The sequence below is a fragment of the Streptomyces sp. NPDC104106 genome (assembly GCF_055584345.1).
Genome location: NZ_JBVJMF010000009.1, coordinates 122108 through 147060, shown reverse-complemented (window position 1 = coordinate 147060; position 24953 = coordinate 122108). Strand labels below are relative to the sequence as shown.

General features: G+C 71.4%; 26 protein-coding genes, 1 tRNA gene and 1 riboswitch. Of the genes, 12 read left to right on the top strand and 15 right to left on the bottom strand.

All coding sequences use genetic code 11. The annotated features are described in order from the left end of the window. Positions 1-21: 21 nt before the first annotated feature. Positions 22-1350, bottom strand: a complete 1329-nt coding sequence (locus ACZ60X_RS22320; RefSeq protein WP_469601072.1) for a DUF445 domain-containing protein — start codon at positions 1348-1350, stop codon at positions 22-24. Between the two features lie 229 nt (positions 1351-1579). On the opposite strand from ACZ60X_RS22320, the gene ACZ60X_RS22315 reads away from it, so the two are divergent. Together ACZ60X_RS22315 and rdgB are read left to right on the top strand one after the other, a co-directional pair. Next, entirely contained in the window at positions 1580-2929 is a 1350-nt protein-coding gene (locus ACZ60X_RS22315; RefSeq protein WP_469601070.1) for an SGNH/GDSL hydrolase family protein, read from the top strand. A gap of 252 nt (positions 2930-3181) precedes the next feature. Further along, positions 3182-3784 carry an RdgB/HAM1 family non-canonical purine NTP pyrophosphatase gene (rdgB, locus tag ACZ60X_RS22310; RefSeq protein ID WP_469601067.1) on the top strand — a complete coding sequence of 201 codons (603 nt, stop codon included), beginning with the start codon at positions 3182-3184 and terminating at the stop codon, positions 3782-3784. A 41-nt stretch (positions 3785-3825) separates the two neighbouring features. Here the strand turns inward: rdgB and ACZ60X_RS22305 are convergent. From ACZ60X_RS22305 to bcp, 4 genes are all read right to left on the bottom strand, one after another. Continuing rightward, positions 3826-3910, bottom strand: a tRNA-Leu gene (locus tag ACZ60X_RS22305). A 14-nt stretch (positions 3911-3924) separates the two neighbouring features. Next, entirely contained in the window at positions 3925-4617 is a 693-nt protein-coding gene (locus tag ACZ60X_RS22300; RefSeq protein ID WP_469601063.1) for an HNH endonuclease signature motif containing protein, read from the bottom strand. Further along, positions 4614-5267, bottom strand: coding sequence for an HNH endonuclease signature motif containing protein (locus ACZ60X_RS22295; protein WP_469601061.1), 654 nt, complete (start codon positions 5265-5267; stop codon positions 4614-4616). The genes ACZ60X_RS22300 and ACZ60X_RS22295 overlap by 4 nt, the downstream gene beginning before the upstream one ends. A 142-nt stretch (positions 5268-5409) precedes the next feature. Next, positions 5410-5877 carry a thioredoxin-dependent thiol peroxidase gene (bcp, locus tag ACZ60X_RS22290; RefSeq protein ID WP_469601058.1) on the bottom strand — a complete coding sequence of 156 codons (468 nt, stop codon included), beginning with the start codon at positions 5875-5877 and terminating at the stop codon, positions 5410-5412. A 93-nt stretch (positions 5878-5970) separates the two neighbouring features. Here bcp and ACZ60X_RS22285 point away from each other — a divergent pair, with 93 nt between their 5' ends. The 3 genes from ACZ60X_RS22285 to ACZ60X_RS22275 all read left to right on the top strand — a co-directional run bounded on the left by ACZ60X_RS22285 (position 5971) and on the right by ACZ60X_RS22275 (position 7203). Continuing rightward, a complete protein-coding gene (locus ACZ60X_RS22285; protein WP_469601055.1) occupies positions 5971-6300 on the top strand; it encodes a DUF3618 domain-containing protein in 330 nt (109 codons plus the stop codon). Positions 6301-6398: 98 nt separating this feature from the next. Next, positions 6399-6701 (top strand): GroES family chaperonin, encoded by a 303-nt coding sequence (locus ACZ60X_RS22280; protein ID WP_263980593.1) that lies wholly within the window; start codon positions 6399-6401, stop codon positions 6699-6701. Between the two features lie 82 nt (positions 6702-6783). Further along, a riboswitch (guanidine-III (ykkC-III) riboswitch) is annotated at positions 6784-6847 on the top strand. Positions 6848-6882: 35 nt separating this feature from the next. Next, positions 6883-7203, top strand: coding sequence for a DMT family transporter (locus tag ACZ60X_RS22275; protein ID WP_469601052.1), 321 nt, complete (start codon positions 6883-6885; stop codon positions 7201-7203). 18 nt (positions 7204-7221) lie between these two features. On the opposite strand, the gene ACZ60X_RS22270 is transcribed toward ACZ60X_RS22275, so the two are convergent. After that, positions 7222-10011, bottom strand: a complete 2790-nt coding sequence (locus ACZ60X_RS22270) for a transglycosylase domain-containing protein (protein WP_469601049.1) — start codon at positions 10009-10011, stop codon at positions 7222-7224. A 1127-nt stretch (positions 10012-11138) separates the two neighbouring features. On the opposite strand from ACZ60X_RS22270, the gene ACZ60X_RS22265 reads away from it, so the two are divergent. From ACZ60X_RS22265 to ACZ60X_RS22250, 4 genes are read left to right on the top strand one after another with little or no spacing between them, the layout of a single operon-like run. Continuing rightward, positions 11139-11939, top strand: a complete 801-nt coding sequence (locus ACZ60X_RS22265) for an ABC transporter permease (RefSeq protein ID WP_469601047.1) — start codon at positions 11139-11141, stop codon at positions 11937-11939. A 46-nt stretch (positions 11940-11985) separates the two neighbouring features. Beyond that, positions 11986-12762, top strand: a complete 777-nt coding sequence (locus tag ACZ60X_RS22260; RefSeq protein WP_469601577.1) for an ABC transporter permease — start codon at positions 11986-11988, stop codon at positions 12760-12762. A 9-nt stretch (positions 12763-12771) separates the two neighbouring features. Continuing rightward, positions 12772-13734 (top strand): ABC transporter ATP-binding protein, encoded by a 963-nt coding sequence (locus ACZ60X_RS22255; RefSeq protein WP_469601043.1) that lies wholly within the window; start codon positions 12772-12774, stop codon positions 13732-13734. A gap of 9 nt (positions 13735-13743) precedes the next feature. Further along, a complete protein-coding gene (locus tag ACZ60X_RS22250; RefSeq protein ID WP_469601040.1) occupies positions 13744-14517 on the top strand; it encodes a DUF1707 SHOCT-like domain-containing protein in 774 nt (257 codons plus the stop codon). 7 nt (positions 14518-14524) lie between these two features. On the opposite strand, the gene ACZ60X_RS22245 is transcribed toward ACZ60X_RS22250, so the two are convergent. The 3 genes from ACZ60X_RS22245 to ACZ60X_RS22235 all read right to left on the bottom strand — a co-directional run bounded on the left by ACZ60X_RS22245 (position 14525) and on the right by ACZ60X_RS22235 (position 16097). Continuing rightward, positions 14525-14923 (bottom strand): hypothetical protein, encoded by a 399-nt coding sequence (locus tag ACZ60X_RS22245; RefSeq protein WP_469601037.1) that lies wholly within the window; start codon positions 14921-14923, stop codon positions 14525-14527. 106 nt (positions 14924-15029) lie between these two features. Then, complete coding sequence (gene rph / locus ACZ60X_RS22240) at positions 15030-15767, bottom strand: ribonuclease PH (protein ID WP_469601034.1); 738 nt, start codon at positions 15765-15767, stop codon at positions 15030-15032. A 96-nt stretch (positions 15768-15863) separates the two neighbouring features. Further along, a complete protein-coding gene (locus ACZ60X_RS22235; protein ID WP_469601031.1) occupies positions 15864-16097 on the bottom strand; it encodes a PTS sugar transporter subunit IIB in 234 nt (77 codons plus the stop codon). A gap of 176 nt (positions 16098-16273) precedes the next feature. Here ACZ60X_RS22235 and ACZ60X_RS22230 point away from each other — a divergent pair, with 176 nt between their 5' ends. Together ACZ60X_RS22230 and ACZ60X_RS22225 are read left to right on the top strand one after the other, a co-directional pair. After that, entirely contained in the window at positions 16274-17593 is a 1320-nt protein-coding gene (locus ACZ60X_RS22230; RefSeq protein WP_469601028.1) for a PTS transporter subunit EIIC, read from the top strand. A 133-nt stretch (positions 17594-17726) separates the two neighbouring features. Next, positions 17727-18974, top strand: coding sequence for a PTS transporter subunit EIIC (locus ACZ60X_RS22225; RefSeq protein WP_469601026.1), 1248 nt, complete (start codon positions 17727-17729; stop codon positions 18972-18974). A gap of 68 nt (positions 18975-19042) precedes the next feature. Here the strand turns inward: ACZ60X_RS22225 and ACZ60X_RS22220 are convergent, their stop codons facing one another. Further along, positions 19043-19795: an MBL fold metallo-hydrolase gene (locus ACZ60X_RS22220; protein ID WP_469601023.1), complete on the bottom strand. Its 753-nt coding sequence runs from the start codon at positions 19793-19795 to the stop codon at positions 19043-19045. A 214-nt stretch (positions 19796-20009) separates the two neighbouring features. Between ACZ60X_RS22220 and ACZ60X_RS22215 the strand changes: the two genes are divergently transcribed. Then, positions 20010-20519 carry a type II toxin-antitoxin system PemK/MazF family toxin gene (locus tag ACZ60X_RS22215; RefSeq protein ID WP_469601020.1) on the top strand — a complete coding sequence of 170 codons (510 nt, stop codon included), beginning with the start codon at positions 20010-20012 and terminating at the stop codon, positions 20517-20519. Between the two features lie 6 nt (positions 20520-20525). Here the strand turns inward: ACZ60X_RS22215 and ACZ60X_RS22210 are convergent, their stop codons facing one another. From ACZ60X_RS22210 to ACZ60X_RS22190, 5 genes are all read right to left on the bottom strand, one after another. Continuing rightward, entirely contained in the window at positions 20526-20990 is a 465-nt protein-coding gene (locus ACZ60X_RS22210) for a hypothetical protein (RefSeq protein WP_469601017.1), read from the bottom strand. Positions 20991-21122: 132 nt separating this feature from the next. Then, complete coding sequence (locus ACZ60X_RS22205; RefSeq protein ID WP_469601014.1) at positions 21123-23201, bottom strand: putative Ig domain-containing protein; 2079 nt, start codon at positions 23199-23201, stop codon at positions 21123-21125. Positions 23202-23497: 296 nt separating this feature from the next. Further along, positions 23498-24448, bottom strand: coding sequence for a PLP-dependent cysteine synthase family protein (locus tag ACZ60X_RS22200; RefSeq protein ID WP_469601011.1), 951 nt, complete (start codon positions 24446-24448; stop codon positions 23498-23500). Positions 24449-24465: 17 nt separating this feature from the next. Continuing rightward, positions 24466-24744 carry a MoaD/ThiS family protein gene (locus tag ACZ60X_RS22195; RefSeq protein WP_469601007.1) on the bottom strand — a complete coding sequence of 93 codons (279 nt, stop codon included), beginning with the start codon at positions 24742-24744 and terminating at the stop codon, positions 24466-24468. 86 nt (positions 24745-24830) lie between these two features. Beyond that, on the bottom strand, positions 24831-24926 hold the full coding sequence (locus ACZ60X_RS22190) for a putative leader peptide (protein WP_023550193.1): 96 nt from the start codon (positions 24924-24926) through the stop codon (positions 24831-24833). Positions 24927-24953 lie beyond the last annotated feature (27 nt).

Genomic DNA, 24953 nt, shown 5'->3' with positions numbered 1-24953 from the left:
GGTTTCAGGCGCCGCGCGTCCTCACGCGCCCAGCGTCCGCGTCACCGCGTAGATCAGCAGGCCCGCCAGTGATCCCACCACCGTGCCATTGATCCGGATGAACTGCAGGTCGCGGCCGATGTGCGCCTCGATCTTGCGGGTGGTGTGCTCGGCGTCCCAGCCCGCCACGGTGTCGGTGATCAGCGAGGTGATCTCCTTGCGGTACGTCGTCACCACGTGCACCGCCGCCCCCTCCACCCAGCTGTCGACCTTGTCCTGCACCTTCGGCTCGGTCGCCATCCGCCTGCCCAGCGACAGCAGCGCGGCCCGCACCCGCAGCCGCAGCTCACTGCGCTCGTCCTCGGCCGCAGCGACGATCATGGACCGTACGGCCGTCCAGGCGGACGCGATCAGGTCCTGCACCTCGCCCCGGCCCAGCACCTCGCCCTTGAGCCGCTCCACCCGCGCCCGGGTCTCGGTGTCGGACTGCAGGTCGGAGGCGAAGTCGGTGAGGAAGCGGTCCAGGGCGCCGCGCGCCGGATGCGCGGGCATGTCCCGCATCTCGGTGACGAAGCGCAGCAGCTCCTTGTAGACCCGCTCGCCGACCTTGCGGTCCACGAATCTCGGGGTCCAGCCGGGGGCGCCGCCCTCCACGGCCACCATCACGTCGTCCCGGTGCAGCACCAGCCAGTCGTGCGCCCGCGCCACCACCAGGTCCACCGCCCGCCGGTGCCCGCCGTCGGCGACGACCTTCTCCAGCATCTTGCCGATGCCGGGCGCGATCTCCCGGGCGCCCGCCCGCCGGGTGATCGCCTCGCCGACGACCGCCTGCACGTCGGAGTCCCGCAGCACGGTCAGCGCACCGCGCAGCGCCGTCGCCAGCTCGGCCGTCACCCGGTCCGCGTGCTCCGGCTCCGCCAGCCAGGCACCCAGCCGGCTGCCGATGCCCACAGCACGCAGCCGCTGCCGTACGACGTCCCGGGAGAGGAAGTTCTCGCCCACGAACTCGCCCAGCGAGATACCCAGTTGGTCCTTCTTCGTGGGGATGATCGCGGTGTGCGGGATGGGCAGCCCGAGGGGATGGCGGAAGAGCGCGGTGACCGCGAACCAGTCCGCCAGCGCGCCCACCATGCCCGCCTCGGCGGCCGCCGCGACGTAACCCGCCCACGCTCCGGCGCCCTCGTGCGCGGCCAGCTTGGCGAGGACGTAGACCAGCGCCACGAACAGCAGCATGCCGGTCGCCGTCAGCTTCATCCGGCGCACCCCGCGCCGACGCTCCTCGTCGGCCGGCGTGAAGGCCGTCATGGTGCGGTACGACACGTCGCGCTCCGGCGCGTTCCCTGTCTCCGACTCGGTCCCGGTCGCTTCCATCGGCTCCACCCGTTCCGGTCCACCCGTGCGGTGGTACCCGCACACAATTGTCCCTTCCTGCCCTTCCTGACCGACTCCCGGAACGGAACAAGAGTTCCCGGCGTCTGTCCCAAGGGGAGTTTCGGGCAGGGCCCCGGCAGCGCTCCCCGGCCCATGGCGCATCATGGGCACACCAAGATCAGAGCCCGGGGGCCATGCGCTCCCGCCCCCTGAGGAGACCAGCTCGGGCATGACCAAGCGCAGTGGTTATGCGGTGCTGACCGCGCTCGTCGCGCTGGTCGTCGCGATATCCGCCGTCATCTACGTCACCGTCACCGCCGGCGAGGGCACCCCGCGCGGCGCGCTCGCCGACCAGCGCCCCGGCCGCCACGACTCCTCGGCCGCCCCCGCCTCGGCCGGCACCTGGGTGGGCGCCTGGGCCACCGCCCCCGTCGGCGGCGAGCCCGGCACCGCGGCCGAGGGCCTGGCGGGCCGCTCGGTGCGCAACGTGGTGCACACGAGCACGGGCGGCACGAGCGCCCGGGTCACACTGTCCAACCTGTACGGCCGCACGCCGCTGCCCCTCACCCACGCCTCGATCGCGCTGTCCGCCGACGACGGCACCGCGGCGGCCGCACCGGCGTCGATGCGGCGCCTGACCTTCGCCGGCTCACCGGCCGTCGTCATACCCGCCGGCGGACAGATCGTCAGCGACGCCGTGCGCCTCGCCGTCCCGCACGACCGGGACGTCCTGGTCACCACCTACTCCCCCACGCCCTCCGGCCCCGTCACCTACCACCCGCAGGCGCGGCAGATCTCGTACGTCGCCACCGGCGACCGCACCGAGGACGCGACGGGCACGCCGTACACCGAGCAGACGCCGTACTGGCGCTACGTGACCGCCCTGGACGTGCTCAGCAACGAGGCCGACGGCACCGTCGTCGCCTTCGGCGACTCCCTCACCGACGGCATCACCTCCACCGTCGGCGCCGACCACCGCTGGCCCGACCTCCTCGCGGACCGGCTGCGGGCCGCGCTGGAGAGCGGACACCGGCTGCCGCGCTACAGCGTCGTGAACGAGGGAGTCAGCAGCAACCAGGTCCTCGCCGACGGGCTCCCCGACGGGCCCGGCCGGCCCGCCCAGAACCAGAGCGGCCTCGGCCGCTTCCCCCGCGACGTGCTCTCCCGTACGAACGCCAAGGTCGTCGTCATCGACCTCGGCGTCAACGACATCCTGCGCGCCCCCCGGCTCGCCGACCCGGACCTCGTCGTCGCCGGCCTGCGCCGGCTGACCGCGCAGGCGCACGCCCGCGGTCTGAAGGTCGTCGGCGCCACCCTGATGCCCTTCCGGGGCCACCGCGGCTACACCCCGGCCCGCGAGGCGGTCCGGCAGCGGATCAACGCCGAGATCCGCTCCGGCACGGCGTTCGACGCGGTCGTGGACTTCGACAGGGCCCTGCGCGACCCGTACGACCCGCGCCGGCTGCGCGCCGACTACGACTCCGGCGACCACCTCCACCCCGGCGACCGGGGCTTCGCCCGCATGGCCGAGGTGTTCGACCTCGCGTCACTGGCGGGCGGCGGACAGACGGAGCTGTAGCCCGCCGGGCGGCGCGGACGGGCCAGGCCCGGCGTGGAAACGGGACCGGCACGAGCGTGGCGTGGAGCAGGGCCGCCACGACCATGGCGGCGGACGCGGCCCGGCATGAACCCCGACAGCAGGCGCGCCCGGCGCAGGACACGGTCCCGGCGCGGGAGGCAGCCCCGGCACAGACGCGGCCCGGCACGGAACGCGGCCCCGGCGGGGAGCCCCGCCACGGGCACGCGCCCGGCGCGAGGAATACTGGCGGGCATGACCCGCTTGATCCTCGCCACCCGTAACGCCGGAAAGATCACCGAGCTGAGGGCCATCCTCGCCGACGCCGGACTGCCCCACGAACTCGTCGGCGCGGACGCCTGCCCCGAGGTGCCGGACGTGAAGGAGACCGGTGTCACCTTCGCGGAGAACGCCCTGCTCAAGGCGCACGCGCTGGCGCGGGCCACCGGGCTGCCGGCCGTCGCCGACGACTCCGGCCTGTGCGTGGACGTGCTGAACGGCGCGCCCGGCATCTTCTCCGCCCGCTGGGCCGGCCGGCACGGCGACGACAAGGCCAACCTCGACCTGCTGCTCGCCCAGCTCTCCGACATCGCGGACGAACACCGCGGCGCCCACTTCGCCTGCGCGGCCGCCCTGGCCCTGCCGGACGGCACCGAGCGCGTGGTGGAGGGACAGCTGCGGGGCCTGCTGCGGCACGCCCCCGCCGGCACGAACGGCTTCGGCTACGACCCGATCCTCCAGCCGGAGGGCGAGACGCGGACGTGCGCCGAGCTGAGCCCCGAGGAGAAGAACGCGATCAGCCACCGGGGGAAGGCGTTCAGGGCGTTGGTGCCGGTGGTGCGGGAGTTGCTGGGCTGAGGACGGAGGAGGGGCCGCCCGGACGGACGGCCCCTCACGTGTGCGGCCGGTGGGACTCGAACCCACACGGGATTTCTCCCACGGGCACCTAAAACCCGCGCGTATCGCCTATTTCGCCACGACCGCCCTAAAACGGACAATTAGCCTGCAGGCTGTTTTGCCTCGCCCAGTGTACGGGGCTGCGCGTTTCGCCGTCCGCCCCCTCGACACCAGGTACCCGTCGTCGCGTGGCAGTTGGGGCACAGCAGCCGGAGATTCTCGCGCCGGTCATCGCTCCAGTCACCGTTGATGTGGTCGACCTCCAGCGTCATCGGCTGCCCGAGCCACTCAGGTCCAACGCCGCACTCCGCGCACTCCTCCGGTAGGCCCACCTCGTGGAGCGCACGGCGCAGGAGATGGGTTCGCGTCCGGCGCCGGCCGCCGTGCTTGACCAGGATGCCCTCGGGGCGCCTGATGCGGTCCGTGCGGGTCTTGCCTCGTTGGTACGCCTGCCCCAGGAAATGCGCGGTCGACATGCCCTCTTCGGCGACCCACTCGCGCAGCAGGGCGCGCTGCGTGCCGGTGTCGGGGCGCCCGAGGCGGCGCAGCGTCTCTGCGCTGGAGATCGACTCGGCGACCGCTATGCGCAACTCCTCGGGCGCCGGGCGGCGGGGACTGCGGGAGTCGGAGAAGTGCGAGATGTCGATCCCGAAGTGGGCGAATCGCCGCACGAGGTAGCGGCGCAGCTTGCCGTAGGGAGTGGTGCCGAAGAAAGCGATGACCTCGTCCAGGCTCGCACACCGCTCGGCGGCCTCGGCCAACCGCTCACGCGTGTACTGCACGCCGCCGCTCATACGGCACCACCCCGAGAGCGCCCCTTGCCGCGCCCTCGGTAATTGTCCGTGGTCGAGTGGCAGTTGGGGCACAGGAAGCGGAGGTTCTCAATGCGGTTGTCACGCCAGTTGCCGTCGACGTGATCGACCTCCAGTGGGAGCGGAGGGCCCCGCCACACCGGCTCTGTACCGCACCGGCCACAGCACTCCGGGATGCCGACAGAGGTCATTGCCCACTTGAGCCGGTCGCTCTGGATGCGCCGAGCCTGGTCGGCCGATTGCTCGACAAGCAAGGCCTCCGGCGTTCGGGCCCGCCAGGACCTCCCTCGCTGTGTCGGCACCTGGAAGTGCGAGGTGTCGATCCCGTACGCCTTGATCCGACGGCTGATGTGCGTGTGATGGCCTCCGACGACCTCCAGGCCGAGGTGGCGCAGCACCTCGCACATGTTCGTGGAGGCAGCCACGGCCCGCTCAAGCACCTCCTTCGTCCACCTCACCCCCTCTCGCTCGAAGTGCGGCACATCCACCCCGAGTTTCTTCATCCGCTCCAGGACATACCGCCGCGTCGAACTCCTCGGATCCACCCCCAACCTCTCCAACGCCTCCGACAACGTCCGCGCCTCACGAGCCGCCTCCTCCAACCGCTCCTTGGTGTACGCACTGGCCCCCATGCGAGCCCCCTCCATTCCGACTGCACGTTCGCAGCCCGTACGGAGTAACGGACCGTTTATCGGACGGTCACACCCGGAAGAGAGAAAACGGCTCGCACCAGGTCGATCACCGGTGCGAGCCGCCAGCGGCAGGTGCGGGTCCTCAGATGCCCAGATCCTTGATGATCTTGGCCACGTGGCCGGTGGCCTTGACGTTGTACAGGGCGCGTTCGACCCTGCCCTCCTCGTCCACGATCACCGTGGAGCGGATGACGCCGACGACCGTCTTGCCGTAGAGCTTCTTCTCGCCGAAGGCGCCGTAGGCCTCCAGGACCTTCTTGTCGGGGTCGGCGAGGAGGGTGACCTTCAGGGACTCCTGCTCGCGGAACTTCGCCAGCTTCTCCGGCTTGTCGGGGCTGATGCCGATGACGTCGTAGCCGGCGCCGGCCAGCACCTGGAGGTTGTCCGTGAAGTCGCAGGCCTGCTTGGTGCAGCCGGGGGTCAGGGCGGCCGGGTAGAAGTAGACGATGACCTTGCGGCCCCTGTGGTCGGACAGGGACACCTCGGTGCCGTCGGCGTCGGGGAGGGTGAAGGCGGGGGCCACGTCCCCCGGCTGGAGTCGCTCGCTCATCGGGCCAGCGTAACCGGGGGGCCTTGCGGTGCGGGGCGAGCGGAAGCTGACAGACTGTCCGGGACAGCATCAGCAGACTTCGGAGGCCGTACGGTGGCGGACACGTCGGACACCAGAACCCCGGCGCAGATCGAGGCGGACATCAAGCGCCGCCGCGAAGTGCTGGCCGAGACGCTCGACGAGATCGGCGTGCGGGTCCATCCGCAGACGATCATCGGGGACGCGAAGGCCAAGGTCGTCGCCAACCTCGATCACACCGTCGGGCGGGCGTATGTGCAGGTCAACCGGGTCGTGAGCGAGGTCCGGGCGCAGTTCGTCGACGACGACGGCGCGCCCCGGCTGGAGCGGGTCGTGCCCGTGGCGCTGCTCGCCGTCGGGGTCGTCGGGCTGCTCGCCATGAGCCGTGGCCGGCGCAAGGGCTGACCCGGGCGCGGACGAGCGGGGCGAAGGCAGGTAGGTTTCAAGGCGTGAGCGCCAACAGGAACGAGAACACCCCTCACCACGACAAGCTGCCCATCCGGATGCTGCACGACCGGGTTCTGGTCAAGCAGGACGCCGGCGAGGGTGAGCGGCGGTCGGGGGGCGGCATTCTGATTCCCGCCACGGCGGCGGTGGGCCGGCGGCTGGCCTGGGCCGAGGTCGTCGCGGTCGGACAGAACGTGCGGACCGTGGAGCCCGGCGACCGGGTCCTGTACGACCCGGAGGACCGGGCCGAGGTCGAGGTGCGGGGCGTGGCGTACGTGCTCATGCGCGAGCGTGATCTGCACGCCGTGGCCGCGGACCGGTTCGAGGGCTCGGAGGACTCGACGGGCCTGTACCTGTAGTCCGGGATGGGTCCGGGATCCGGCGGAGCGATGGCGGAAGGGGCTGGTGACCATGGTCACCAGCCCCTTCCGCGCTGCCCTTGCTAGCCTCGGGAGGGAGCCCGACGAGACGCGCCGTACCGGGATGCAGGCAAAGACGACGCACCGCAAGAGTCGTCGTTCGTCCCGGAAGGTGCCTGTCATGGCCTGGGTCCTGCTCGTCGTCGCCGGTCTGCTCGAAGTCGGCTGGTCGATCGGCATGAAGTACAGCGAGGGCTTCACCCGGCCGGTCCCGAGTCTGCTCACGGGCGCCGGGATCGTCGCGAGCATGGTGCTGCTGTCGTACGCCGCCAGGTCCCTGCCCATCGGCACCGCCTACGGCGTGTGGGTGGGCATCGGGGCGGCCGGCGCGGCGGTGCTCGGCATGGTGGTGCTGGGTGAGCCGGTCACCGCCGCCCGGATCTTCTTCGTCTGCCTCCTGCTGGTCGCCGTCGTCGGGCTGAAGGCGACCAGCGGTCACTGAGACGTCAGGCGGCGGGCGTCAGGTGCCGGGGCCGCCGCCTGGGCCTGCGGCCGTGCCCGTCGTGCCCCCGCCGCCGGTCGCGGCATCGCCTCCGGTGGTGCCGCCGCTGGGACTGGTGCCGGTCGTGCCCCCGCCGGTCGTACCACCGCCGGTGGTGGTGCCCCCGCCTCCGGTCGCGGTACCGCCGCCGGTGGGGGTGCCGCCCGTCGTGCCGGTGGTCCCGCCGCCGGTCGTCGTGGCGCCGCCGCCGGTAGTGGCGCCGTTCGTCGTCGCGCCGCCGGTCGTGGGCGTGCCCGTGGTGCCGCCGGTGGTCGGGGTCGCGGTCGTGCCGCCGGTCGTCGGGGTCGCGGTCGTGCCGCCGGTGGACTGGTCACCGGTGGTGCCCGGGGTGCCCGAGGGGCCCGTGCTGGGGTCCTGCGGCTGGTCGGCGCCCGAGGCCAGCTGGAGGTCGAAGTCGGAGGCCTGGGTGCCGTCGAGCGCGTCCCGGGTGTACTGGGTCCAGATCTCGGTCGGCGGACCGCCACCGTTCATACGCGGCTGGCCGAGGGCGCCGTACAGCGACTTGTGCTGCGCGGTCACCGGGTCCTGGCCCATGACCGAGACCACCGTGGCCAGGTCGGGGGTGTAGCCCGCGAACCAGGCGGCGGTGTCGCTCTCGGCGGTACCGGTCTTGCCGGCCGCCGGGCGGCCCACGGCCTGGGCGGCCGAGGCGGTGCCGTTGTCGACCACGCTCTGGAGCATGGCCGTGGTGGTGTCGGCGGCCTCCCGGCTGACGGCCTGCTTGGGGGCCGTGTCGGGCAGCTTGACGTCGTCCGTGCCGTCCCGGGTGAGCTTCTTGACCAGCGTGTACTGGCCGTGCTGCCCGTGGTTGGCGAGCGTCGCGTAGGCCTCCGCCATGTTCAGCACGCTGGCGGTGGCGGTGCCGAGGGCGATGGACGGGTACGGCTGGAGGTCCGGGGTGCCGGAGGGGATGCCGAGGCCGATCGCGGTCTGCTTGACCTTGGACGGGCCGACGTCGACGGCCATCTGCGCGTAGACGGCGTTCACGGACAGGTCGGTGGCCTTGGTGACCGTGATCTGGCCGTACGACTTCTGGTCCTCGTTCTGCGGGGCGTAGGAGCCGCCGCTCCAGCCCTGCACGGGCCGCTCGTTGGTGCCGTCGTACATCGTGTTCGGCGTGATCTGGCGGCCGTCCTGCGTGGTCGAGCCGTTCTGCACCGCGGAGGTGAAGACGAACGGCTTGAACGTCGAGCCGACCTGGAAGTCACCGCGGGTCGCGCCGTTGGTGTACTGCTTCACGTAGTCGATGCCGCCGTACATGGCGACGACCTGGCCCGTCTTGGGGTCGACGGAGGCGCCGCCGGCGCGGACGTACTTGTCGGCGGGGTTGTTCTTCTTGTCCAGCTTGGAGACCAGCTGGTCGTCCACCGCCTTGACGAAGGCGTCCTGCTTGTTCTTCTGGATGGTGGTGGTGATGCGGTAGCCGCCGGCCGCGAGCTGGTCGTCGGTGAGGATGTTGTTGGTGGTCAGGTAGTGCTTGACCGCCTCGACGAGGTAGCCGCGCTGGCCGGACAGACCGGTGGAGACCGTCTGCTCCTTCGGCATGGGGAACTGCAGGCCGGCCCGCTTGGACTGGCTGAGCCAGCCCTTCTTGACCATGCCGTCCAGGACGTAGTTCCAGCGGGCGACGGCCGCGGCCTTGTTCTCCGGGTGGGCGACGACGTCGTACTCGCTCGGCGCGTTGACGAGGGCGGCGAGGTAGGCGGCGCGGGCCGGGTCGAGGTCCTTGGCGTCCACGCCGTAGTAGGCCTGGGCGGCGGCCTGGATGCCGTAGGCGTTGCGGCCGAAGAAGCTGGTGTTGAGGTAGCCCTCCAGGATCTCGTCCTTGGACTTCTGCTGGTCCAGCTTGATCGCGATGAAGAACTCCTTGGCCTTGCGGGTGACCGTCTGCTCCTGGGCCAGGTAGTAGTTCTTCACGTACTGCTGGGTGATCGTCGAGCCGGACTGCGTGCCCTTTCCGGTCGCGGTGTTCCAGGCGGCGCGCACCATCGCCTTGGGGTCGACGGCTGACTCGCTGTAGAAGTCGCGGTCCTCGGCGGCGAGGACGGCGTGCTGGGCGTCCTTGGAAACCTGGGCGAGGCTGACGTTCTCGCGGTTGATCTGGCCGTCGCGGGCGAGCTGGGAGCCGTCGGCGTAGAGGTAGACGTTGCTCTGCTTGGTCGCGAGGGCGTTGGCGGGCGGGATGTTGACCATCGAGTAGCCGAGGAAGAACAGGCCGATGATCAGCAGCACGCCGAAGAGGAAGGTGCCGAGCACCATCCGCCAGGTGGGGATGATCCGCCGCCACCCGGTCCGCTTGGGCCGCTTCTTCTTGCCCTTGCCGTCGCCGCTGGCGCGGCCCGCGGCGGCCAGGAGGGCGGTGGCGTCTTCGGAGGAGGAGCCGGGGGCGGGGGTGGCGCCAGGGGCTCCGGCGCGGGTCTGCCGGGAGGCTCCGGTGGTACGGGGGCTCCTGCCGGTGCCGGTGGTCGTGGGGCCGTCGGGACCCCGGGTGCCGGCGGCTGCCGCCGCGCCCGTGGCACCGGTGCCCGCCTGGCCTGCGGCGCCGAGCGCTCCGGCCGTCGGGGCGGGGGTGTCCGTACGGGGGGTACGGCCGAAGTCGCCGGGCTCGCCCGCGCGGGGCGCGCCGACGCGGCGCAGGACCTGCGTGGTCTCGGGCGCCCGCGTCTCACCGGAGCCCTGACCCGCCCCGGCCGGCGTGCCCGACCGCTTGTCCCGCGCTCCCCGGGGCGCCCCGACGCGCCTGAGCACCTGCGTGCTCTCGGGAGACGGGGCCTTCTCGTCACCGGAGCCGCTCGGGGAGTCAGAGGCGGCACTCGGCCCCTCGGCCGCCCCGCTCCCCCTCGACGCCGAAGCCCCGCCTCCGGCAGCGGAGCGCGAGGTCACAGGACCCGAAGCCGTGCCGGCTGCCCCGGAGCCCGAGGGCGTACCGGCGGCAGCGGAAGCCGCCGGCGCACCCGCGGCGCCGGAACCCGAAGCCATGCCGGCGGCACCGCCTGCCGACGGCACGCCGCCGGCCCCCGAAGCCGAACCGACCGCGCCAGAGCCGGAAGCCGAACCAGCGGCACCCGAAGCCGGAGCCCCACCAGCGGCACCCGAAGCCGACGGTGCACCCGCGGCCCCCGAACCCGAAGCCGGGCCGGCAGCGCCCGAACCCGAGGCCGGGCCGGCGGCGCCAGAGGCCGAGGCCGGACCGGCAGCCCCCGAACCCGAAGCCGGACCGGCAGCCCCCGAACCCGAAGCCGGACCGGCAGCCCCCGAACCCGAAGCCGGACCGGCAGCCCCCGAACCCGAGGCCGGGCTGGCGGCGCCAGAGGCCGAGGCCGGGCGCGGGCCGGCGGATCCCGGACTCGAAGCCGAGCCGGCGCCGGCGGCGGAAGGCGATGGGGTGCTGGAGGCGGTCGGCGGGTCCTGGTCGGGGCGGGCGCCGCGGGCCGCCTGGCGGGCTCGGGCCATGGAGGTCGTGCGGTCCCGGTCGCGGGCCGGGCGGGCCTGCGGGTCCGTCGGCTCACCCGTTCGGCCGCCTTCGGGCCGCTCGGCGGACGCGGACCCGTCCGGTGCGGGCGAAGGCACGTCCTTCCGCCCCGCCCCGGAGGGGTCCGGCCCCTGAGCCGGCAGCGGATGTTCCGGCGCCACGCCTTCCTTCGGCTGCTGCGGCTGTGGCTCGTCGCTCATGTCGTGCACGGACTCCTGTTTCGCGTCGTACGTTCCCGTACGCCTCGTACGCCTTCTGCGCCCCCAGTTTGAAGACTCTCGCACCTGGCGTTCCGTTCCCGGATTCCGGAAGGCTTCCGGCACGAAAATGCGTGGCCGGTCGCCGGGCCTCCGGACTAGGCTCCTGCGCTTCGGTGTCGAGCGGTCCCGGGAGGTGGACTGGCGTGGGCGCGGGACGGTTGTACGTGGCCGTCGCGGCGGGGGGATTCAGACGGTACGCGACGTATCGGGCGGCCACTGCGGCAGGGGTGTTCACGAACACGGTCTTCGGGCTGATCCTCGTGTACACGTACCGCGCCCTGTGGGACGCGAGGCCCCACCTCGGCGGCTACGACGAGGCACAGGCCGTGACGTACGTGTGGCTGGGGCAGGCGTTCCTGTCGACGCTCGCGATCGGGGGCGGGGGCACCGAGGAGGAGCTGATGGAGCGCATCCGTACGGGTGACGTGGCGATCGACCTGTACCGGCCCGCCGATCTCCAGCTGTGGTGGCTCTCGGCCGATCTCGGCCGGGCCTTCTTCCAGCTGCTGGGCCGGGGGGTGGTCCCCTTCGTCTTCGGCGCCGTGTTCTTCCCCGCCTACCTGCCCTCCGACGCCGGCACCTGGCTCGCCTTCCTCGTCGCCGTCGCCCTGGCGATGCTGGTCGGCTTCGGGATCCGCTACCTGGTGGCGCTGAGCGCGTTCTGGCTGCTGGACGGCACGGGTGTCGGGCAGATGATGTGGCTGGCCGGGTACTTCTGCTCGGGCATGCTGCTGCCGCTGAACGTCTTCCCGGGCGCGCTCGGCGAGGTCGTACGCGCCCTGCCCTGGTCGTCGCTGCTCCAGGCGCCGGCGGATGTGCTGCTGGGCCACGCCGACCCGCTGCGGACGTATCTGTTCCAGGGGGCGTGGGCGGTGGTGCTGCTGGGCCTCGGCCGGCTGATGCAGTCGGCCGCGACGCGGCGGGTGGTGGTCCAGGGTGGATGAGGCCCGTCAGAGCGGCCGGCTGGTCACCGGTCTGCGGGCGTACGGGATGATCGCCGGGATGTGGGTGCGCTCCACGATGGCCTACCGGGCGTCGTTCGCCATGACCACGTTCGGGAACTTCGCGGCGACCTTCTTCGACTTCGTCGCGATCATGCTGATGTTCTCGCGGGTGCCCGCGCTCGGCGGGTACACGCTGCCGGAGGTCGCGTTCCTGTACGGGCTGTCGGCGGTGTCGTTCGGGCTGGCCGACCTGGCGATCGGCTCGATGGACCGGCTGGGCCGGCGGGTGCGCGACGGCACGCTGGACACGCTGCTGGTGCGGCCGGTCCCAGTGCTGGCGCAGGTGGCCGCCGACCGGTTCGCGCTGCGGCGCCTGGGCCGGGTGGTGCAGGGCTCGCTGGTGCTGGGCTGGTCGCTGAGCCGGGTGCACATCGACTGGACGCCGCTGAAGCTGCTGCTGATGCCGGTGATGGCGGCGAGCGGCTGTGCGATCTTCTGCGCGGTGTTCGTGGCGGGGGCGGCGTTCCAGTTCGTGGCGCAGGACGCCTCCGAGGTGCAGAACGCGTTCACGTACGGCGGTACGACGCTGTTGCAGTATCCGCCGTCGGTGTTCGCGAAGGAGCTGGTGCGCGGGGTGACGTTCGTGCTGCCGCTGGCCTTCGTCAACTGGCTGCCCGCCACCTATGTGCTGGGGCGGCCGTACCCGCTGGACCTGCCGCACTGGGTGGCGTTCACGACGCCGCTGGTCGCGGCGGGCTGCTGTGCGCTGGCGGGACTGGCGTGGCGGGCGGGACTTCGTTCGTATCGGAGCACGGGGAGCTAGGGAGCCGGGATGAGCGACTTCATCGTCCTCGACGGGGTCGAGAAGGTCTTCGAGGTGCGCAGGAAGACCGGGTTCCTGAAACGGGAGCGGCGTGAGGTGCGTGCGGTGGACTCGCTGTCGTTCACGGTGGCGCGCGGCGAGATGGTGGGCTACATCGGGCCGAACGGCGCCGGGAAGTCGACCACGATCAAGATGCTGACCGGCATCCTGACGCCGAGCGCCGGGCGGCTGCGGGTCGCGGGGATCGACCCCTCGCGGGAGCGCACGCGCCTCGCGCACCGGATCGGGGTGGTGTTCGGGCAGCGGACGACCCTGTGGTGGGACCTGCCGCTGATCGACTCGTACCGGCTGGCGCACCGCATGTACCGCATCCCGGAGGCGCGTTACCGGGAGAACCTCGACCGCTGCGTGGAACTGCTGGAGCTGGGCGCCCTGTTGGACGTTCCGGTACGGCAGCTGTCGCTGGGGCAGCGGATGCGCGGGGACATCGCGGCGGCGCTGCTGCACGATCCCGAGGTGCTGTACCTGGACGAGCCGACGATCGGCCTGGACGTCGTCTCCAAGGCCAAGGTGCGGGGTTTCCTGCGGGAGTTGAACGCCGAGCGCGGCACGACGGTGCTGCTGACCACCCATGATCTCCAGGACATCGAGCAGTTGTGCTCGCGGGTGATGGTGATCGACCACGGGCGGCTGATGTACGACGGGCCGCTCGCGGGGCTGCACGAGGCCGGGGAGGGCGAGCGGACGCTGGTGGTGGACCTGGAGCGGGAGCTGCCGCCGGTGGAGGTGCCCTGCGCGCGGGTGGTGCGGGTCGAGGGGCCGCGGCAGTGGCTGGCGTTCCCGGCGGGGCAGTCGGCGGCGCCGGTGGTGGCGCGTCTCGCGGCGGAGTATCCGCTGGTGGACCTGTCGGTGCGGGAACCGGACATCGAGGCCGTCATCGCCAAGATGTACGCGGAGAGGGCGGTCTCGTAGGCTGCTGTCATGACCGACGACGCAGTCCCGGCAGTCCCGGACCACCACCGGTCCGCCGCTCCCGCCCCGGACCTGCGCGCCTCCGACGCCGATCGTGAACGGGTGGCCGAGGTGCTGCGGGACGCGCTGGCCGAGGGCCGGCTCGACATGGCGGAGTTCGAGGAGCGGCTGGAGGCGGCCTACCAGGCGCGCACGTACGGCGAGTTGAGCCCGATCACCCGCGATCTGCCGACCGCCACCGCCCCCGCCACCGCGCCGGTTTCCTTCACCAAGGAACCGGTGGGGAGCGGGAGTTGGGCGTCCCGGATCGTCGGCGGCGCGGGGTCCTCGACGGGCGGGGTCGCGATCATGTCGGGGTTCCAGCGCAAGGGCCGCTGGACGGTGCCGAAGCGGTTCACCTGTGTCGCGCTCATGGGCGGCGGCGAGATCGACCTGCGTGAGGCGAACTTCGCGGACCACGAGGTCGAGATCAACTGCGTGGCGATCATGGGCGGGGTGCAGGTGACCGTGCCGCCGGGGGTCGAGGTCGTCGTCCGGGGCATCGGTGTCATGGGCGGCTTCGACCACCCCCGGGACGACGGGCCGCCCGAGCCCGGCGCGCCACGCGTGATCATCGGGGGGTTCGCCTTCTGGGGCGGGGTCGCGGTGGAACGCAAGGCCACGCGGGCCGAGCAGAAGCGGCTCAGGGAGCAGCGGCGGCAGGACAGGCTGGAGCGCAGGGAAGCCCGGCACGAGCTGGTGCGGGAGCGGCGGGAGCACAGGCGCCGGGACCGGGAACGCTGAGCAGCGGTTACTTCGTGCACACCTTGGTCAGTTCGCCGGCGGCGTCCGTCACCGGGCTCACATCCGGCGTTCTGTCCCCGTTCCTGATCGCCGTACGCACGTTCCGCACGGCCTTCTTCAGGTCGTCCACCGCCTTGTTCACGTCCGCGTGGCCGGTCCTGTCCCCGATCTTGTCCAGGTTCTTCTCGATGGAGTCGAGTGACTCGTCCGCCTGGGTCGGATCGTTCGCGGCGCTCTCCACGGCCTGTTGGAGGCCGGTGACGCTGTCGGCGATGGAGTCGGCGGTGTGCACGCAGTCGAGGGCCTTGTTCACGCTGTCGCATCCGGTGGTGAGGCCCGCGGTGAGCGCGGTGGTGGCCACGACGGCGGCGACGGCGACGAGACGGCGGCGTCGGCTGACGGCCATGGTGGTGGTCCCTCCCCTGGTTGGGCCCGGTAAGGCTGCCGTACCCGTAGGACGCGACGGAGGGCGCGCGGGTTGACCGCGCGCCCTCCCGCTGTCGGCCTGTCCTCTACGTGGCCGGCGTGGCGTCCAGCGTCGCCCGCTGGATCGCGGCCAGCTCGGAGCAGCCGGTGACGGCGAGGTCGAGCAGGGCGTTCAGCTCGTCGCGGGCGAAGGGCTCGGCCTCGGCGGTGCCCTGGACCTCGACGAAGCGGCCGTCGCCGGTGCAGACGACGTTCATGTCGGTCTCGGCGCGCACGTCCTCCTCGTAGCACAGGTCGAGCAGGGGGACGCCGCCGACGATGCCGACCGAGACGGCGGAGACCGTGCCGGTGAGCGGCTGACGGCCGGCCTTGATCAGCTTCTTGCCCCGGGCCCAGGCGACCGCGTCGGCGAGCGCGACGTACGCGCCGGTGATGGCCGCCGTCCGGGTGCCGCCGTCCGCCTGCAGGACGTCGCAGTCGAGGACGATGGTGTTCTCGCCGAGCGCCTTGTAGTCGATGACGGCGCGCAGGGAGCGGCCGATGAGGCGGGAGATCTCGTGGGTACGGCCGCCGATCTTGCCCTTGACGGACTCGCGGTCGCCGCGGGTGTTGGTGGCGCGGGGCAGCATGGCGTACTCCGCGGTGACCCAGCCCTCGCCGCTGCCCTTGCGCCAGCGGGGGACTCCTTCGGTCACGGAGGCGGTGCAGAACACCTTGGTGTCGCCGAAGGAGACGAGGACGGAGCCCTCGGCGTGCTTGCTCCATCCACGCTCGATGGTGACCGGGCGGAGCTGTTCGGGGGTACGGCCGTCGATGCGAGACATGGCGACGAGCCTAGCGGGAGAGAGGGAACGGGCTCCTCCCGCCTCGGGAAGAGCCCCTCGAAGGTGAAACCCGCGGCCCTCGGGCCGGGCCGGGGCTCACATCATGTCTTCGATCTCCGCGGCGATCGGGTCGGCGTCGGTGCCGATGACGACCTGGATGGCGGTGCCCATCTTGACGACGCCGTGGGCGCCGGCGGCCTTCAGGGCGGCCTCGTCCACGAGCGAGGCGTCGTTGACCTCGGTGCGCAGCCGGGTGATGCAGCCCTCGATCTCCTCGATGTTGTCGAGTCCACCGAGCGCGGCGACGATCTTCTCAGCCTTGCTGGCCATGTCCTGTCTCCCTGACTTCCCTGATCCGAACCGCTGTGACGCAGTAACCCACAGTTGGCCCAGCTTCGCGAGCGGCCATGCCGTACGTACCGAATCATGGCGATCACGACAGCGGAACCGTCGCAACTGGTCTACACCACAGTGTCGGCGGTCGCCAAACCGGCCGGAGGTCGCCCATGAGCGCCCAGAGCGCAGGCAGCGCCGCCCCCGCGGCCGGCCCGGCGCGCGAGCGCTGGAACCGCGTGTTCCAGGGCCTGCAGAAGATGGGCCGCAGTCTGCAGCTGCCGATCGCGGTGCTGCCCGCCGCGGGCATCCTCAACCGCCTCGGCCAGCCGGACGTGTTCGGCAAGGACGGGCTGGGCTGGAGGAGCGTCTCGAAGGTGATGACGGGCGCGGGCGGCGCCCTGCTCGACGGCTCCCTCGGTCTGCCGCTGCTGTTCTGCGTGGGCGTGGCGATCGGCATGGCGAGGAAGGCGGACGGCTCGACGGCGCTCGCGGCGGTGGCCGGGTTCCTCGTGTACTACGGGGTGCTGCACCAGTTCCCCGAGTCCTGCCCCGGCGGCTCCAAGGCCGTTCCGCAGGTCGGCTGCCAGGTGAGCACCGGTGCGGGCATCGGTTCGGTGACGCCGTACACCTACCAGAACCCGGGCGTCTTCGGCGGTATCGTGATGGGGCTGCTGGCCGCGTTCTTCTGGGTCCGCTTCCACCGCACCCGGCTGGTGGACTGGCTGGGCTTCTTCAACGGCCGCCGGCTGGTGCCGATCATCATGGCGTTCGTCGCGATCGTCTTCGCGGCACTGTGCCTGTGGGTCTGGCCGCCGATCGGCAGCGGGCTGGAGAGCTTCAGCCACTGGCTGCGGGACGCGGGCGCGTGGGGCGCGGGCGTCTTCGGGCTGGCGAACCGGGCGCTGCTGGTGGTCGGCCTGCACCAGTTCCTGAACGTGCCCATCTGGTTCCAGTTCGGCAGCTACACCGAGCCGGACGGCACGGTGGTGCACGGTGACATCAACATGTTCCTGGCGGGCGATCCGCACGCGGGCCAGTTCACCTCGGGCTTCTTCCCGATCATGATGTTCGCGCTGCCGGCCGCCGCCCTCGCCGTCACGCACTGCGCGCGGCCGGGCCGCCGCAAGGAGGTCGGCGGCCTGATGCTCTCGGTGGCGCTGACGTCGTTCGTGACCGGCATCACCGAACCCATCGAGTACTCCTTTCTCTTCATCGCACCCGCCCTCTACGCGGTCCACGCGGTCCTCACCGGTGTCTCCCTGGCGGTGACCTGGGCGCTCGGGGTGCACGACGGCTTCAGTTTCTCGGCCGGCCTGATCGACTACGTGATCAACTGGAACCTGGCGACACGGCCGTGGGCGATCGTCCCGATCGGTCTCTGTTTCGCGGCGGTCTATTACGCCGTCTTCCGGTTCGCGATCACCAGGTTCGACCTGAAGACGCCGGGCCGGGAGCCGGAGGACGAGGTGGAGGACATCACCAAGGCCTGAGCGCCCCTATCACACCGGCACACCGCGTAGCGTTTCGGTAGCGGATTTCGTGGTTCCTTATCCCGCCTTCATCGTGCTACAACAGGTCTACACCACTGGGTGGTGTAGACCACCACGACGGAGGAACCACACCATGACCACCGCCACCGCCACGGCGGCTCCCGCGAAGAAGCGGGGATCCGGCCTGTTCCAGGGCCTGCAGAAGGTCGGCCGCAGCCTGCAGCTGCCGATCGCCGTACTGCCGGCGGCGGGCATCCTGCTGCGCCTGGGACAGCAGGACGTCCACGACAAGCTGCACCTGCCCGACAAGGTCACGGCGGTGTTCGCCACGGCCGGTGGCGCGATCTTCGACAACCTGCCGATGCTGTTCTGCATCGGTGTCGCGATCGGCTTCGCCAAGAAGTCCGACGGCTCCACGGCGCTCGCCGCCCTGGTCGGCTTCCTGGTCTACAGCAACGTGCTGAAGGCGTTCCCGCTGACCCAGCAGCACATCGAGGGCGGCAAGATAGTCGAGGCCACCTACAACAACCCCGGTGTGCTCGGCGGCATCCTGATGGGTCTGTTCTCCGCCGTGCTGTGGCAGCGCTACCACCGCAAGAAGCTGGTGGACTGGCTCGGCTTCTTCAACGGCCGCCGGCTCGTGCCGATCATCATGGCGTTCGTCGGCACCGCCATGGGTGTCTTCTTCGGCCTCATCTGGAAGCCGATCGGCGAGGGCATCTCCCACGCGGGTGAGTGGATCACCGGCCTCGGCGCCCTCGGCGCGGGTCTGTTCGGTCTGGTCAACCGTGCGCTGATCCCGGTGGGCATGCACCAGTTCGTGAACACCGTCTCCTGGTTCCAGATCGGCGACTACAAGAACTCCGCCGGCCAGATCGTCCACGGTGACCTCAACCGCTTCTTCGCCGGTGACCCGCACGCCGGTATGTTCATGTCCGGCTTCTTCCCGATCATGATGTTCGGCCTGCCGGCCGCCGCGATCGCCATCGCCCACTCGGCCCGGCCGGAGCGCCGCAAGGCGGTCCTCGGCATGATGGTCTCCCTCGCGCTGACGTCCTTCGTCACCGGCGTCACCGAGCCGATCGAGTTCGCGTTCATGTTCATCGCCCCGGTGCTGTACGCGATCCACGCGGTGCTGACGGCCCTGTCCATGGCGGTCACCTGGGCGCTCGGCGTGCACGCGGGCTTCACCTTCTCCGCCGGCGCGATCGACTACGTCCTGAACTGGAACCTCGCGACCAAGCCCTGGCTCATCATCCCGATCGGCCTGGTGTTCGCGGCGGTCTACTACGTCGTCTTCCGCTTCGCGATCACGAGGTTCAACCTCCCGACCCCGGGCCGCGAGCCCGAGGAGGAGGTCGAGGACCTCACGAAGGCGTGAGCCCGGCCGCGACGGCATGGCGAAGGCCCCGGAACCATGGCGGTTCCGGGGCCTTTCCCGTGGGCGGCTCAGACCTCGTACGTCACCCGCGGGGCGGCAAGCTCGACCAGTCCCCCGAACACCTCGCGCGCGTCACGGAGATTGACCTCCGGGTCGGTCCACGGGGGGATGTGGGTGAGGAGCAGGCGCCGGGCGCCGGCCCGCGCGGCGGTCTCGCCCGCTTCGCGCCCGTTGAGATGGAGGTCGGGGATCTCCTCCTTGCCGTGCGTGAACGCGGCCTCGCACAGGAACAGATCGGCGTCCCGGGCCAGCTCGTCCAGGGCCTCGGTGACGCCCGTGTCGCCGGAGTACGCGAGGGTCCTCCCGGCGTGCTCGACGCGGATGCCGTAGGCCTCCACGGGGTGGCGGACCCGCTCGGTGTGCACCGCGAACGGGCCGATCTCGAACGTGGAGGGCTTGACCGTGTGGAAGTCGAAGACCTCGCTCATCGACGAGGCGGACGGGGTGTCGGCGTACGCCGTGGTCAGGCGGTGTTCGGTGCCTTCGGGGCCGTAGACCGGGAGGGGGTCGCAGCGGCCTCCGTCGTGGCGGTAGTAACGCGCGACGAAGTACGCCAGCATGTCGATGCAGTGGTCGGCGTGCAGATGGCTCAGGAAGATCGCGTCGAGGTCGTAGAGACCGCAGTGGCGCTGCAGCTCGCCCAGGGCGCCGTTGCCCATGTCGAGAAGCAGCCGGAAGCCGTCGGCCTCGACGAGGTAGCTCGAACAGGCCGATTCCGCGGACGGGAACGACCCCGAGCAGCCGACGACGGTGAGCTTCATGAAGCAGAAACCTCCGTTGGCGGGAAGATCAAAAGGGCAGGAAACGGGGGTCGTGCGGTTTGTCGAGCGTAAGGCGCGAAAGCACGGGTCGCTCCTCTCCCCAGGGCCGTTGTGGGCGAACTCACCTGCGCTGTCACCGGTTCGGCTGGAAAGGGGGCGTGCGAGGTTCCGCCAAGGGCGCGCAATCCGCGGCGCACGCCGGTAACGTCGTCGTATGGACACGTCCTGGTGGCTGGCGCTGGCGGCGGTCGTGCTGCTCGCGCTGGTCGCCACGCTCATCGACGGCTGGGGCGGCGGTCGCCGGCCCGGCGGCCGGCGTCTGCGTCCGCCGGGCCGCGCGGGCACGCGCGCGCGTGCGCTGCGGCCGGCTCCCGGAGACATCTGGTGGGCCGACGTGCCCTACGAGGACCGCTCGGAATCCAATGGGGCCGCGCGCAGCGCGTCGGACAGGGCGGTGGTGGGTGACGGGCGGGGGAAGGACCGGCCCTGTCTGGTGCTGGCGGTGCGCGGGAACCGGGCGACGGTCGCGAAGATCACCAGCAAGTACCACGACGAGCGGTCGGGGGTGATCCCGCTGCCCCCGGGCGCGGTCGGCGACGCCCGGGGCAGGCCCAGCTTCCTCCAGACGGACGAGCTGCGCGAGGTGCCGGTCGGTGACTTCCGGCGCCGGGTGGGCGTCGTCGACCCGGTGCTGTGGGACCAGGTACGGCACCTCGCGGGCTGACCGCTCCTACTTCACGGTCACCGTGACCATCCACTCCTGAAGGCCCTTGCACGACACGCCGCCCGGTGCGGAGGGCTCGGCGCACAGGGGACGGGACGAGGTCAGCTTCACCGTGCCGTCGGCCTCCGCGCGGTACGCGGCCGTGGCGTCGCCGGACTGGATGACGAGGCCCGCGTTGACGCCCTTCAGGGCGGTGCCGCTCGTCTGGACCGGCTTCCAGGGGCGGGACTTGGTGCCGGCCAGGGTGAGCCGGACCTCGCCGCCCTTCGCCACGCACACGCTGCGGCCGCTGTCGCCGGCCTTCAGCTCCACCGTGGAGGCGCAGCCGGAGCCGCTCGGGGCCGTGGAGGGGGCGACCGTGCCGCTGCCCTTGCTGCCGGTGTCCGTGCCCGATCCGCTCTGCGAGCCGCAGCCGGCGAGGAGCAGTGCCGCGCCCGCGAGGGTCGCGAGGGACGTCGTCGTACGACGCATGAGGGTTCGCCTTTCTGCCGTGGCCGTGGGGAGTCGGCCGCCTGGTGCCGATGAGACGTGGCGGCACGGCAAAAGGATCCCGCACACGGAAGGAAAGATTCCGTGTGCGGGACCCGGTAGGGCGGGAGGCGATCAGCTGGTCGTCACGGCCGTGTCGTCCACGACGAAGCTGGTCTGGAGCGAGGAGTCCTCCACGCCCGTGAACTTCAGGGTGACCGTCTGCCCCGCGAACGAGGAGAGGTCGAAGGACTTCTGCACGTACCCGCTGGTGGCGTTGACGTTGGAGTACGTCGCCAGGGTCGTCGAACCGGCGGCCACCGTCAGCTTGTCGTACGCGGTGCTGCCGGTCTCCGCGGTGTCGATGTGCAGGTAGAAGGTGAAGGTCGCCTTGCAGCCGGCCGGGATGGTCACCGCCTGCGAGAGCGTGTCGGTGTGGGTGGTGCCGTAGCCGTCGAGCCAGGCGTAGTACGACCCGCTGTGCGGCGACTCACCGGACTGGTTGGTGATGACCCCGCTGGACGCCGTCCAGGCCGTGCTGCCGGACTCGAAACCCGGGTTGGCGAGCAGCTGGGCGGAGGTGCAGCCACCGCCGCCGGAGGTGGAGACGGTCCAGGTGAAGGAGGTCGAGCCGGTCGCGCCGGTGGAGTCCTTCGCGGTGACCGTGACCTGGTAGGTGCCCGCGGTGGTGGCGGTGCCGGAGATCAGGCCGGTGGCGCTGTTGATCGACAGGCCGGTGGGCAGGCCGGTGGCGCTGTAGGTGAGGGCGGCTCCGGCGCTGTCGGAGGCCTTGATCTGCAGGCTGGCCGAGCTGCCCGTGGCGGTGGACTGGCTGCCGGGGTTGGTGACGGTCACCGTGTTGCCGCCGGTGCCGCCGCCGGAGGTGAAGGCGGCGGTGCCGTTGGGGGTGCCCCAGCCGGTCGGGCCGTCGTAGCCGGTGCCCGCGGTGCAGAAGTACGACGGGGAGCAGGAGCCGTTGGAGCCGCTGGTCACGTCGTACAGGTTGCCGGTGTGCTGGTACGGGTACTTCGCCGGGTAGTCGCTCGCGCCCGGGGTGCCCGCGAGGGCGTAGACGCCGGCGATGATCGGCGAGGAGGCGCTGGTGCCGCCGTAGACCGCCCAGCCGGAGCCGCCGAAGGTGTCGTAGACCGCGACGCCGGTGGCCGGGTCGGCGACCGCGGAGACGTCGGCCTCCATGCGGTTGGAGCAGCCGCTGTCGGTCTGCCAGCTCGGCTTCGGGTCGTAGGCCGAGCAGCCGGAGCCGGTGCCCTCGGTGCTGGAGGTGTTCCACACCGACTCGCTCCAGCCACGGGAGTTGGAGGCGGTGGTGAGCGCGGTGCCGCCGACGGCGGTCACGTACTGGGAGGTCGCCGGGTACTCGGCGCCGTAGCCGGAGTCGCCCGCGGAGACGGTGATCGCGACGCCCGGGTGCTTGAAGTACTGGGAGTCCTCGCTGGTCTGGGCGGAGGACTCGGAGCCGCCCCAGCTGTTGGAGACGAACTTGGCGCCGAGCGCGACGGCCTCGTTCTCGGCGGTGCCGAGGTCGGCGTCGGTGGCGGAGTTGGCCTCGACCAGGACGATGTTGCAGTTCGGGCAGACCGCGCTGACCATGTCGATGTCGAGCATCTCCTCGCCGGCCCACCCGCTGTCGTTCGTGGGCAGCGAGGTGGTGGAGCCGGTCTGGCTGACCTGCTTGAAGCAGCCGTTGGCCTTGGTGCAGCTCGACAGGCCGTAGGTGGAGCGGTAAGTGGCGAGGTCCGACTCGGCGTTGGGGTCGTTGTAGGCGTCGACGATGCCGACGGTCATGCCGGAACCGGCCGCGGTGGGCAGGTTGTAGGCGCTGTGCAGGTTGGCCGGGGAGAGGCCGGAGGGCGTCGCGGCGGCGAGCGCCGAGGCGAGGCGCTGCTTGATGTCGGTGCGGCGCTGGGCGAAGCAGGACGCCTGGCCGGCCTTGGCGGTGGCGCACAGGTGCTGGGTCGGCACCTTCTGGCCGGCCTTGCCGGTCGGGTGGAACGTCTGCCGTTTCGGGTCGGTCAGCGCCTTGCTGTTCTGCGTCACCTTGGAGGTGTGGGGCGCGGGAGCGGTGGCCGCCTGGGCCGCCCCTGCCGTGGGTGCCGCGACGAGTCCGGCGACGGTGAGGGCGAGGGCGGGGAGGGCGACGGAGACGAGTCTTCGAAGACTGCGTCTCCGGCTGCTCGGGCGTGACTCACGCATGGGGTACTGCCTCCGGTTGAAGTGGGGATTCGCACTGGATTGGCAGGCCCGTGACGCGCGCGTTGCGGCGGTGGTACCGCGCAGTCATGAGCATGACACTCACAGACATCCGTCATGGCGCCGGGTGAGCGTGACATGACAGGGTGTGCGGAGGACCGTAGCTCCGGCCGGGGCCGGACGGGCAGTACCGGACGGATTTCTTTGCCCTGCCATAGGAATGGGTTGGCCCCCTCATAGGAGGGGGCTGGCGACCGCTTGGGGCGACTATGGCAGGGCTACGACCGGAATGACGGGTTCTACGCCCAGAGCTGGCCCTGCAGCGTCTCGATGGCCTCCTCGGTGGTGGCCGCCGTGTAGACGCCGGTGGACAGGTACTTCCAGCCGCCGTCGGCCACGACGAAGACGATGTCGGCGGACTCCCCCGCCTTGACCGCCTTCCTGCCGACGCCGATCGCCGCGTGCAGGGCGGCGCCGGTGGAGACGCCCGCGAAGATGCCCTCCTGCTGGAGGAGTTCACGGGTGCGGGTGACCGCGTCGGCCGAGCCGACCGAGAAGCGGGTGGTGAGGACGGAGGCGTCGTACAGCTCCGGCACGAAGCCCTCGTCGAGGTTGCGCAGGCCGTAGACCAGGTCGTCGTAGCGCGGTTCGGCGGCGACGATCTGGATGCCGGGCCGGTGCTCGCGCAGGTAGCGGCCGACGCCCATCAGGGTGCCGGTGGTGCCGAGGCCCGCCACGAAGTGGGTGACGGAGGGCAGGTCGGCGAGGATCTCGGGGCCGGTCGTGGCGTAGTGGGCGCCGGCGTTGTCGGGGTTGCCGTACTGGTAGAGCATCACCCAGTCGGGGTGCTCGGCGGACAGCTCCTTGGCCACGCGGACGGCGGTGTTGGAACCGCCCGCGGCCGGCGAGGAGATGATCTCGGCGCCCCACATGCCGAGCAGGTCCCGGCGCTCCTGCGAGGTGTTCTCCGGCATCACGCACACCATGCGGTAGCCCTTGAGCTTGGCCGCCATGGCGAGCGAGATCCCGGTGTTGCCGGAGGTGGGCTCCAGGATCGTGCAGCCCGGGGTGAGCCGGCCGTCCTTCTCCGCCTGCTCGATCATGTGCAGCGCGGGGCGGTCCTTGACCGAGCCGGTGGGGTTGCGGTCCTCCAGCTTGGCCCAGATGCGGACGTCGGCGGACGGCGAGAGCCGCGGCAGGCGCACCAGGGGGGTGTTGCCCACCGCGGCCAGCGGGGAGTCGTAGCGCATCGCTGCTCAGCGGCCGATCAGCGCATGCCGCCGGCCACGGCCGGCAGGATCGTCACGGTGTCGCCGTCGGTCAGCGCGGTGTCGATGCCGTCGACGAAGCGGACGTCCTCGTCGTTCAGGTACACGTTGACGAAGCGGCGCAGCTGGCCGTTGTCCACGATGCGGGCCTGGATGCCCGCGTGCCGGGTCTCAAGGTCGGCGAACAGCTCGGCGAGGGTGTCCCCCTTGCCCTCCACCGCCTTCTCACCGTTGGTGTACGTGCGGAGGATGGTCGGGATGCGGACCTCGATGGCCATGGTTGCGGGCTCCTGTCGGGAAGGATCGGAAAGTGGGCGCACGGCGTCGCACGCCGTGGCTCACGGCCGTACGGCGGCGGGAAACGTCAACAGATGGCGCTGTTCAGCCTGCACAGATCGACGTGCAGCCGCGCCACGAGCAGCATGCCCGGCGCTTTCTCGCTCACGTCGTTCAGAACCATGCGCTCATCGTAACGATTCCCGGTCCG

Excerpts from the sequence above, each read along its gene's own strand:
- ACZ60X_RS22260 (WP_469601577.1), top strand. The coding sequence starts at position 11,986 with ATGATCGCCGGGATGTGGGTGCGCTCCACGATGGCCTACCGGGCGTCG.
- ACZ60X_RS22190 (WP_023550193.1), bottom strand. The coding sequence starts at position 24,926 with ATGGTTCTGAACGACGTGAGCGAGAAAGCGCCGGGCATGCTGCTCGTG.
- ACZ60X_RS22245 (WP_469601037.1), bottom strand. The coding sequence starts at position 14,923 with ATGGCCGTCAGCCGACGCCGCCGTCTCGTCGCCGTCGCCGCCGTCGTG.
- ACZ60X_RS22200 (WP_469601011.1), bottom strand. The coding sequence starts at position 24,448 with ATGCGCTACGACTCCCCGCTGGCCGCGGTGGGCAACACCCCCCTGGTG.
- ACZ60X_RS22295 (WP_469601061.1), bottom strand. The coding sequence starts at position 5,267 with ATGGGGGCCAGTGCGTACACCAAGGAGCGGTTGGAGGAGGCGGCTCGT.
- ACZ60X_RS22220 (WP_469601023.1), bottom strand. The coding sequence starts at position 19,795 with ATGAAGCTCACCGTCGTCGGCTGCTCGGGGTCGTTCCCGTCCGCGGAA.
- ACZ60X_RS22235 (WP_469601031.1), bottom strand. The coding sequence starts at position 16,097 with ATGGCCAGCAAGGCTGAGAAGATCGTCGCCGCGCTCGGTGGACTCGAC.
- ACZ60X_RS22195 (WP_469601007.1), bottom strand. The coding sequence starts at position 24,744 with ATGGCCATCGAGGTCCGCATCCCGACCATCCTCCGCACGTACACCAAC.
- ACZ60X_RS22300 (WP_469601063.1), bottom strand. The coding sequence starts at position 4,617 with ATGAGCGGCGGCGTGCAGTACACGCGTGAGCGGTTGGCCGAGGCCGCC.
- rph (WP_469601034.1), bottom strand. The coding sequence starts at position 15,767 with ATGTCTCGCATCGACGGCCGTACCCCCGAACAGCTCCGCCCGGTCACC.
- ACZ60X_RS22255 (WP_469601043.1), top strand. The coding sequence starts at position 12,772 with ATGAGCGACTTCATCGTCCTCGACGGGGTCGAGAAGGTCTTCGAGGTG.
- ACZ60X_RS22215 (WP_469601020.1), top strand. The coding sequence starts at position 20,010 with ATGGACACGTCCTGGTGGCTGGCGCTGGCGGCGGTCGTGCTGCTCGCG.
- ACZ60X_RS22230 (WP_469601028.1), top strand. The coding sequence starts at position 16,274 with ATGAGCGCCCAGAGCGCAGGCAGCGCCGCCCCCGCGGCCGGCCCGGCG.
- ACZ60X_RS22210 (WP_469601017.1), bottom strand. The coding sequence starts at position 20,990 with ATGCGTCGTACGACGACGTCCCTCGCGACCCTCGCGGGCGCGGCACTG.
- ACZ60X_RS22225 (WP_469601026.1), top strand. The coding sequence starts at position 17,727 with ATGACCACCGCCACCGCCACGGCGGCTCCCGCGAAGAAGCGGGGATCC.
- ACZ60X_RS22280 (WP_263980593.1), top strand. The coding sequence starts at position 6,399 with ATGCTGCACGACCGGGTTCTGGTCAAGCAGGACGCCGGCGAGGGTGAG.
- ACZ60X_RS22315 (WP_469601070.1), top strand. The coding sequence starts at position 1,580 with ATGACCAAGCGCAGTGGTTATGCGGTGCTGACCGCGCTCGTCGCGCTG.
- rdgB (WP_469601067.1), top strand. The coding sequence starts at position 3,182 with ATGACCCGCTTGATCCTCGCCACCCGTAACGCCGGAAAGATCACCGAG.
- ACZ60X_RS22320 (WP_469601072.1), bottom strand. The coding sequence starts at position 1,350 with ATGGAAGCGACCGGGACCGAGTCGGAGACAGGGAACGCGCCGGAGCGC.
- ACZ60X_RS22205 (WP_469601014.1), bottom strand. The coding sequence starts at position 23,201 with ATGCGTGAGTCACGCCCGAGCAGCCGGAGACGCAGTCTTCGAAGACTC.
- ACZ60X_RS22250 (WP_469601040.1), top strand. The coding sequence starts at position 13,744 with ATGACCGACGACGCAGTCCCGGCAGTCCCGGACCACCACCGGTCCGCC.
- ACZ60X_RS22275 (WP_469601052.1), top strand. The coding sequence starts at position 6,883 with ATGGCCTGGGTCCTGCTCGTCGTCGCCGGTCTGCTCGAAGTCGGCTGG.
- bcp (WP_469601058.1), bottom strand. The coding sequence starts at position 5,877 with ATGAGCGAGCGACTCCAGCCGGGGGACGTGGCCCCCGCCTTCACCCTC.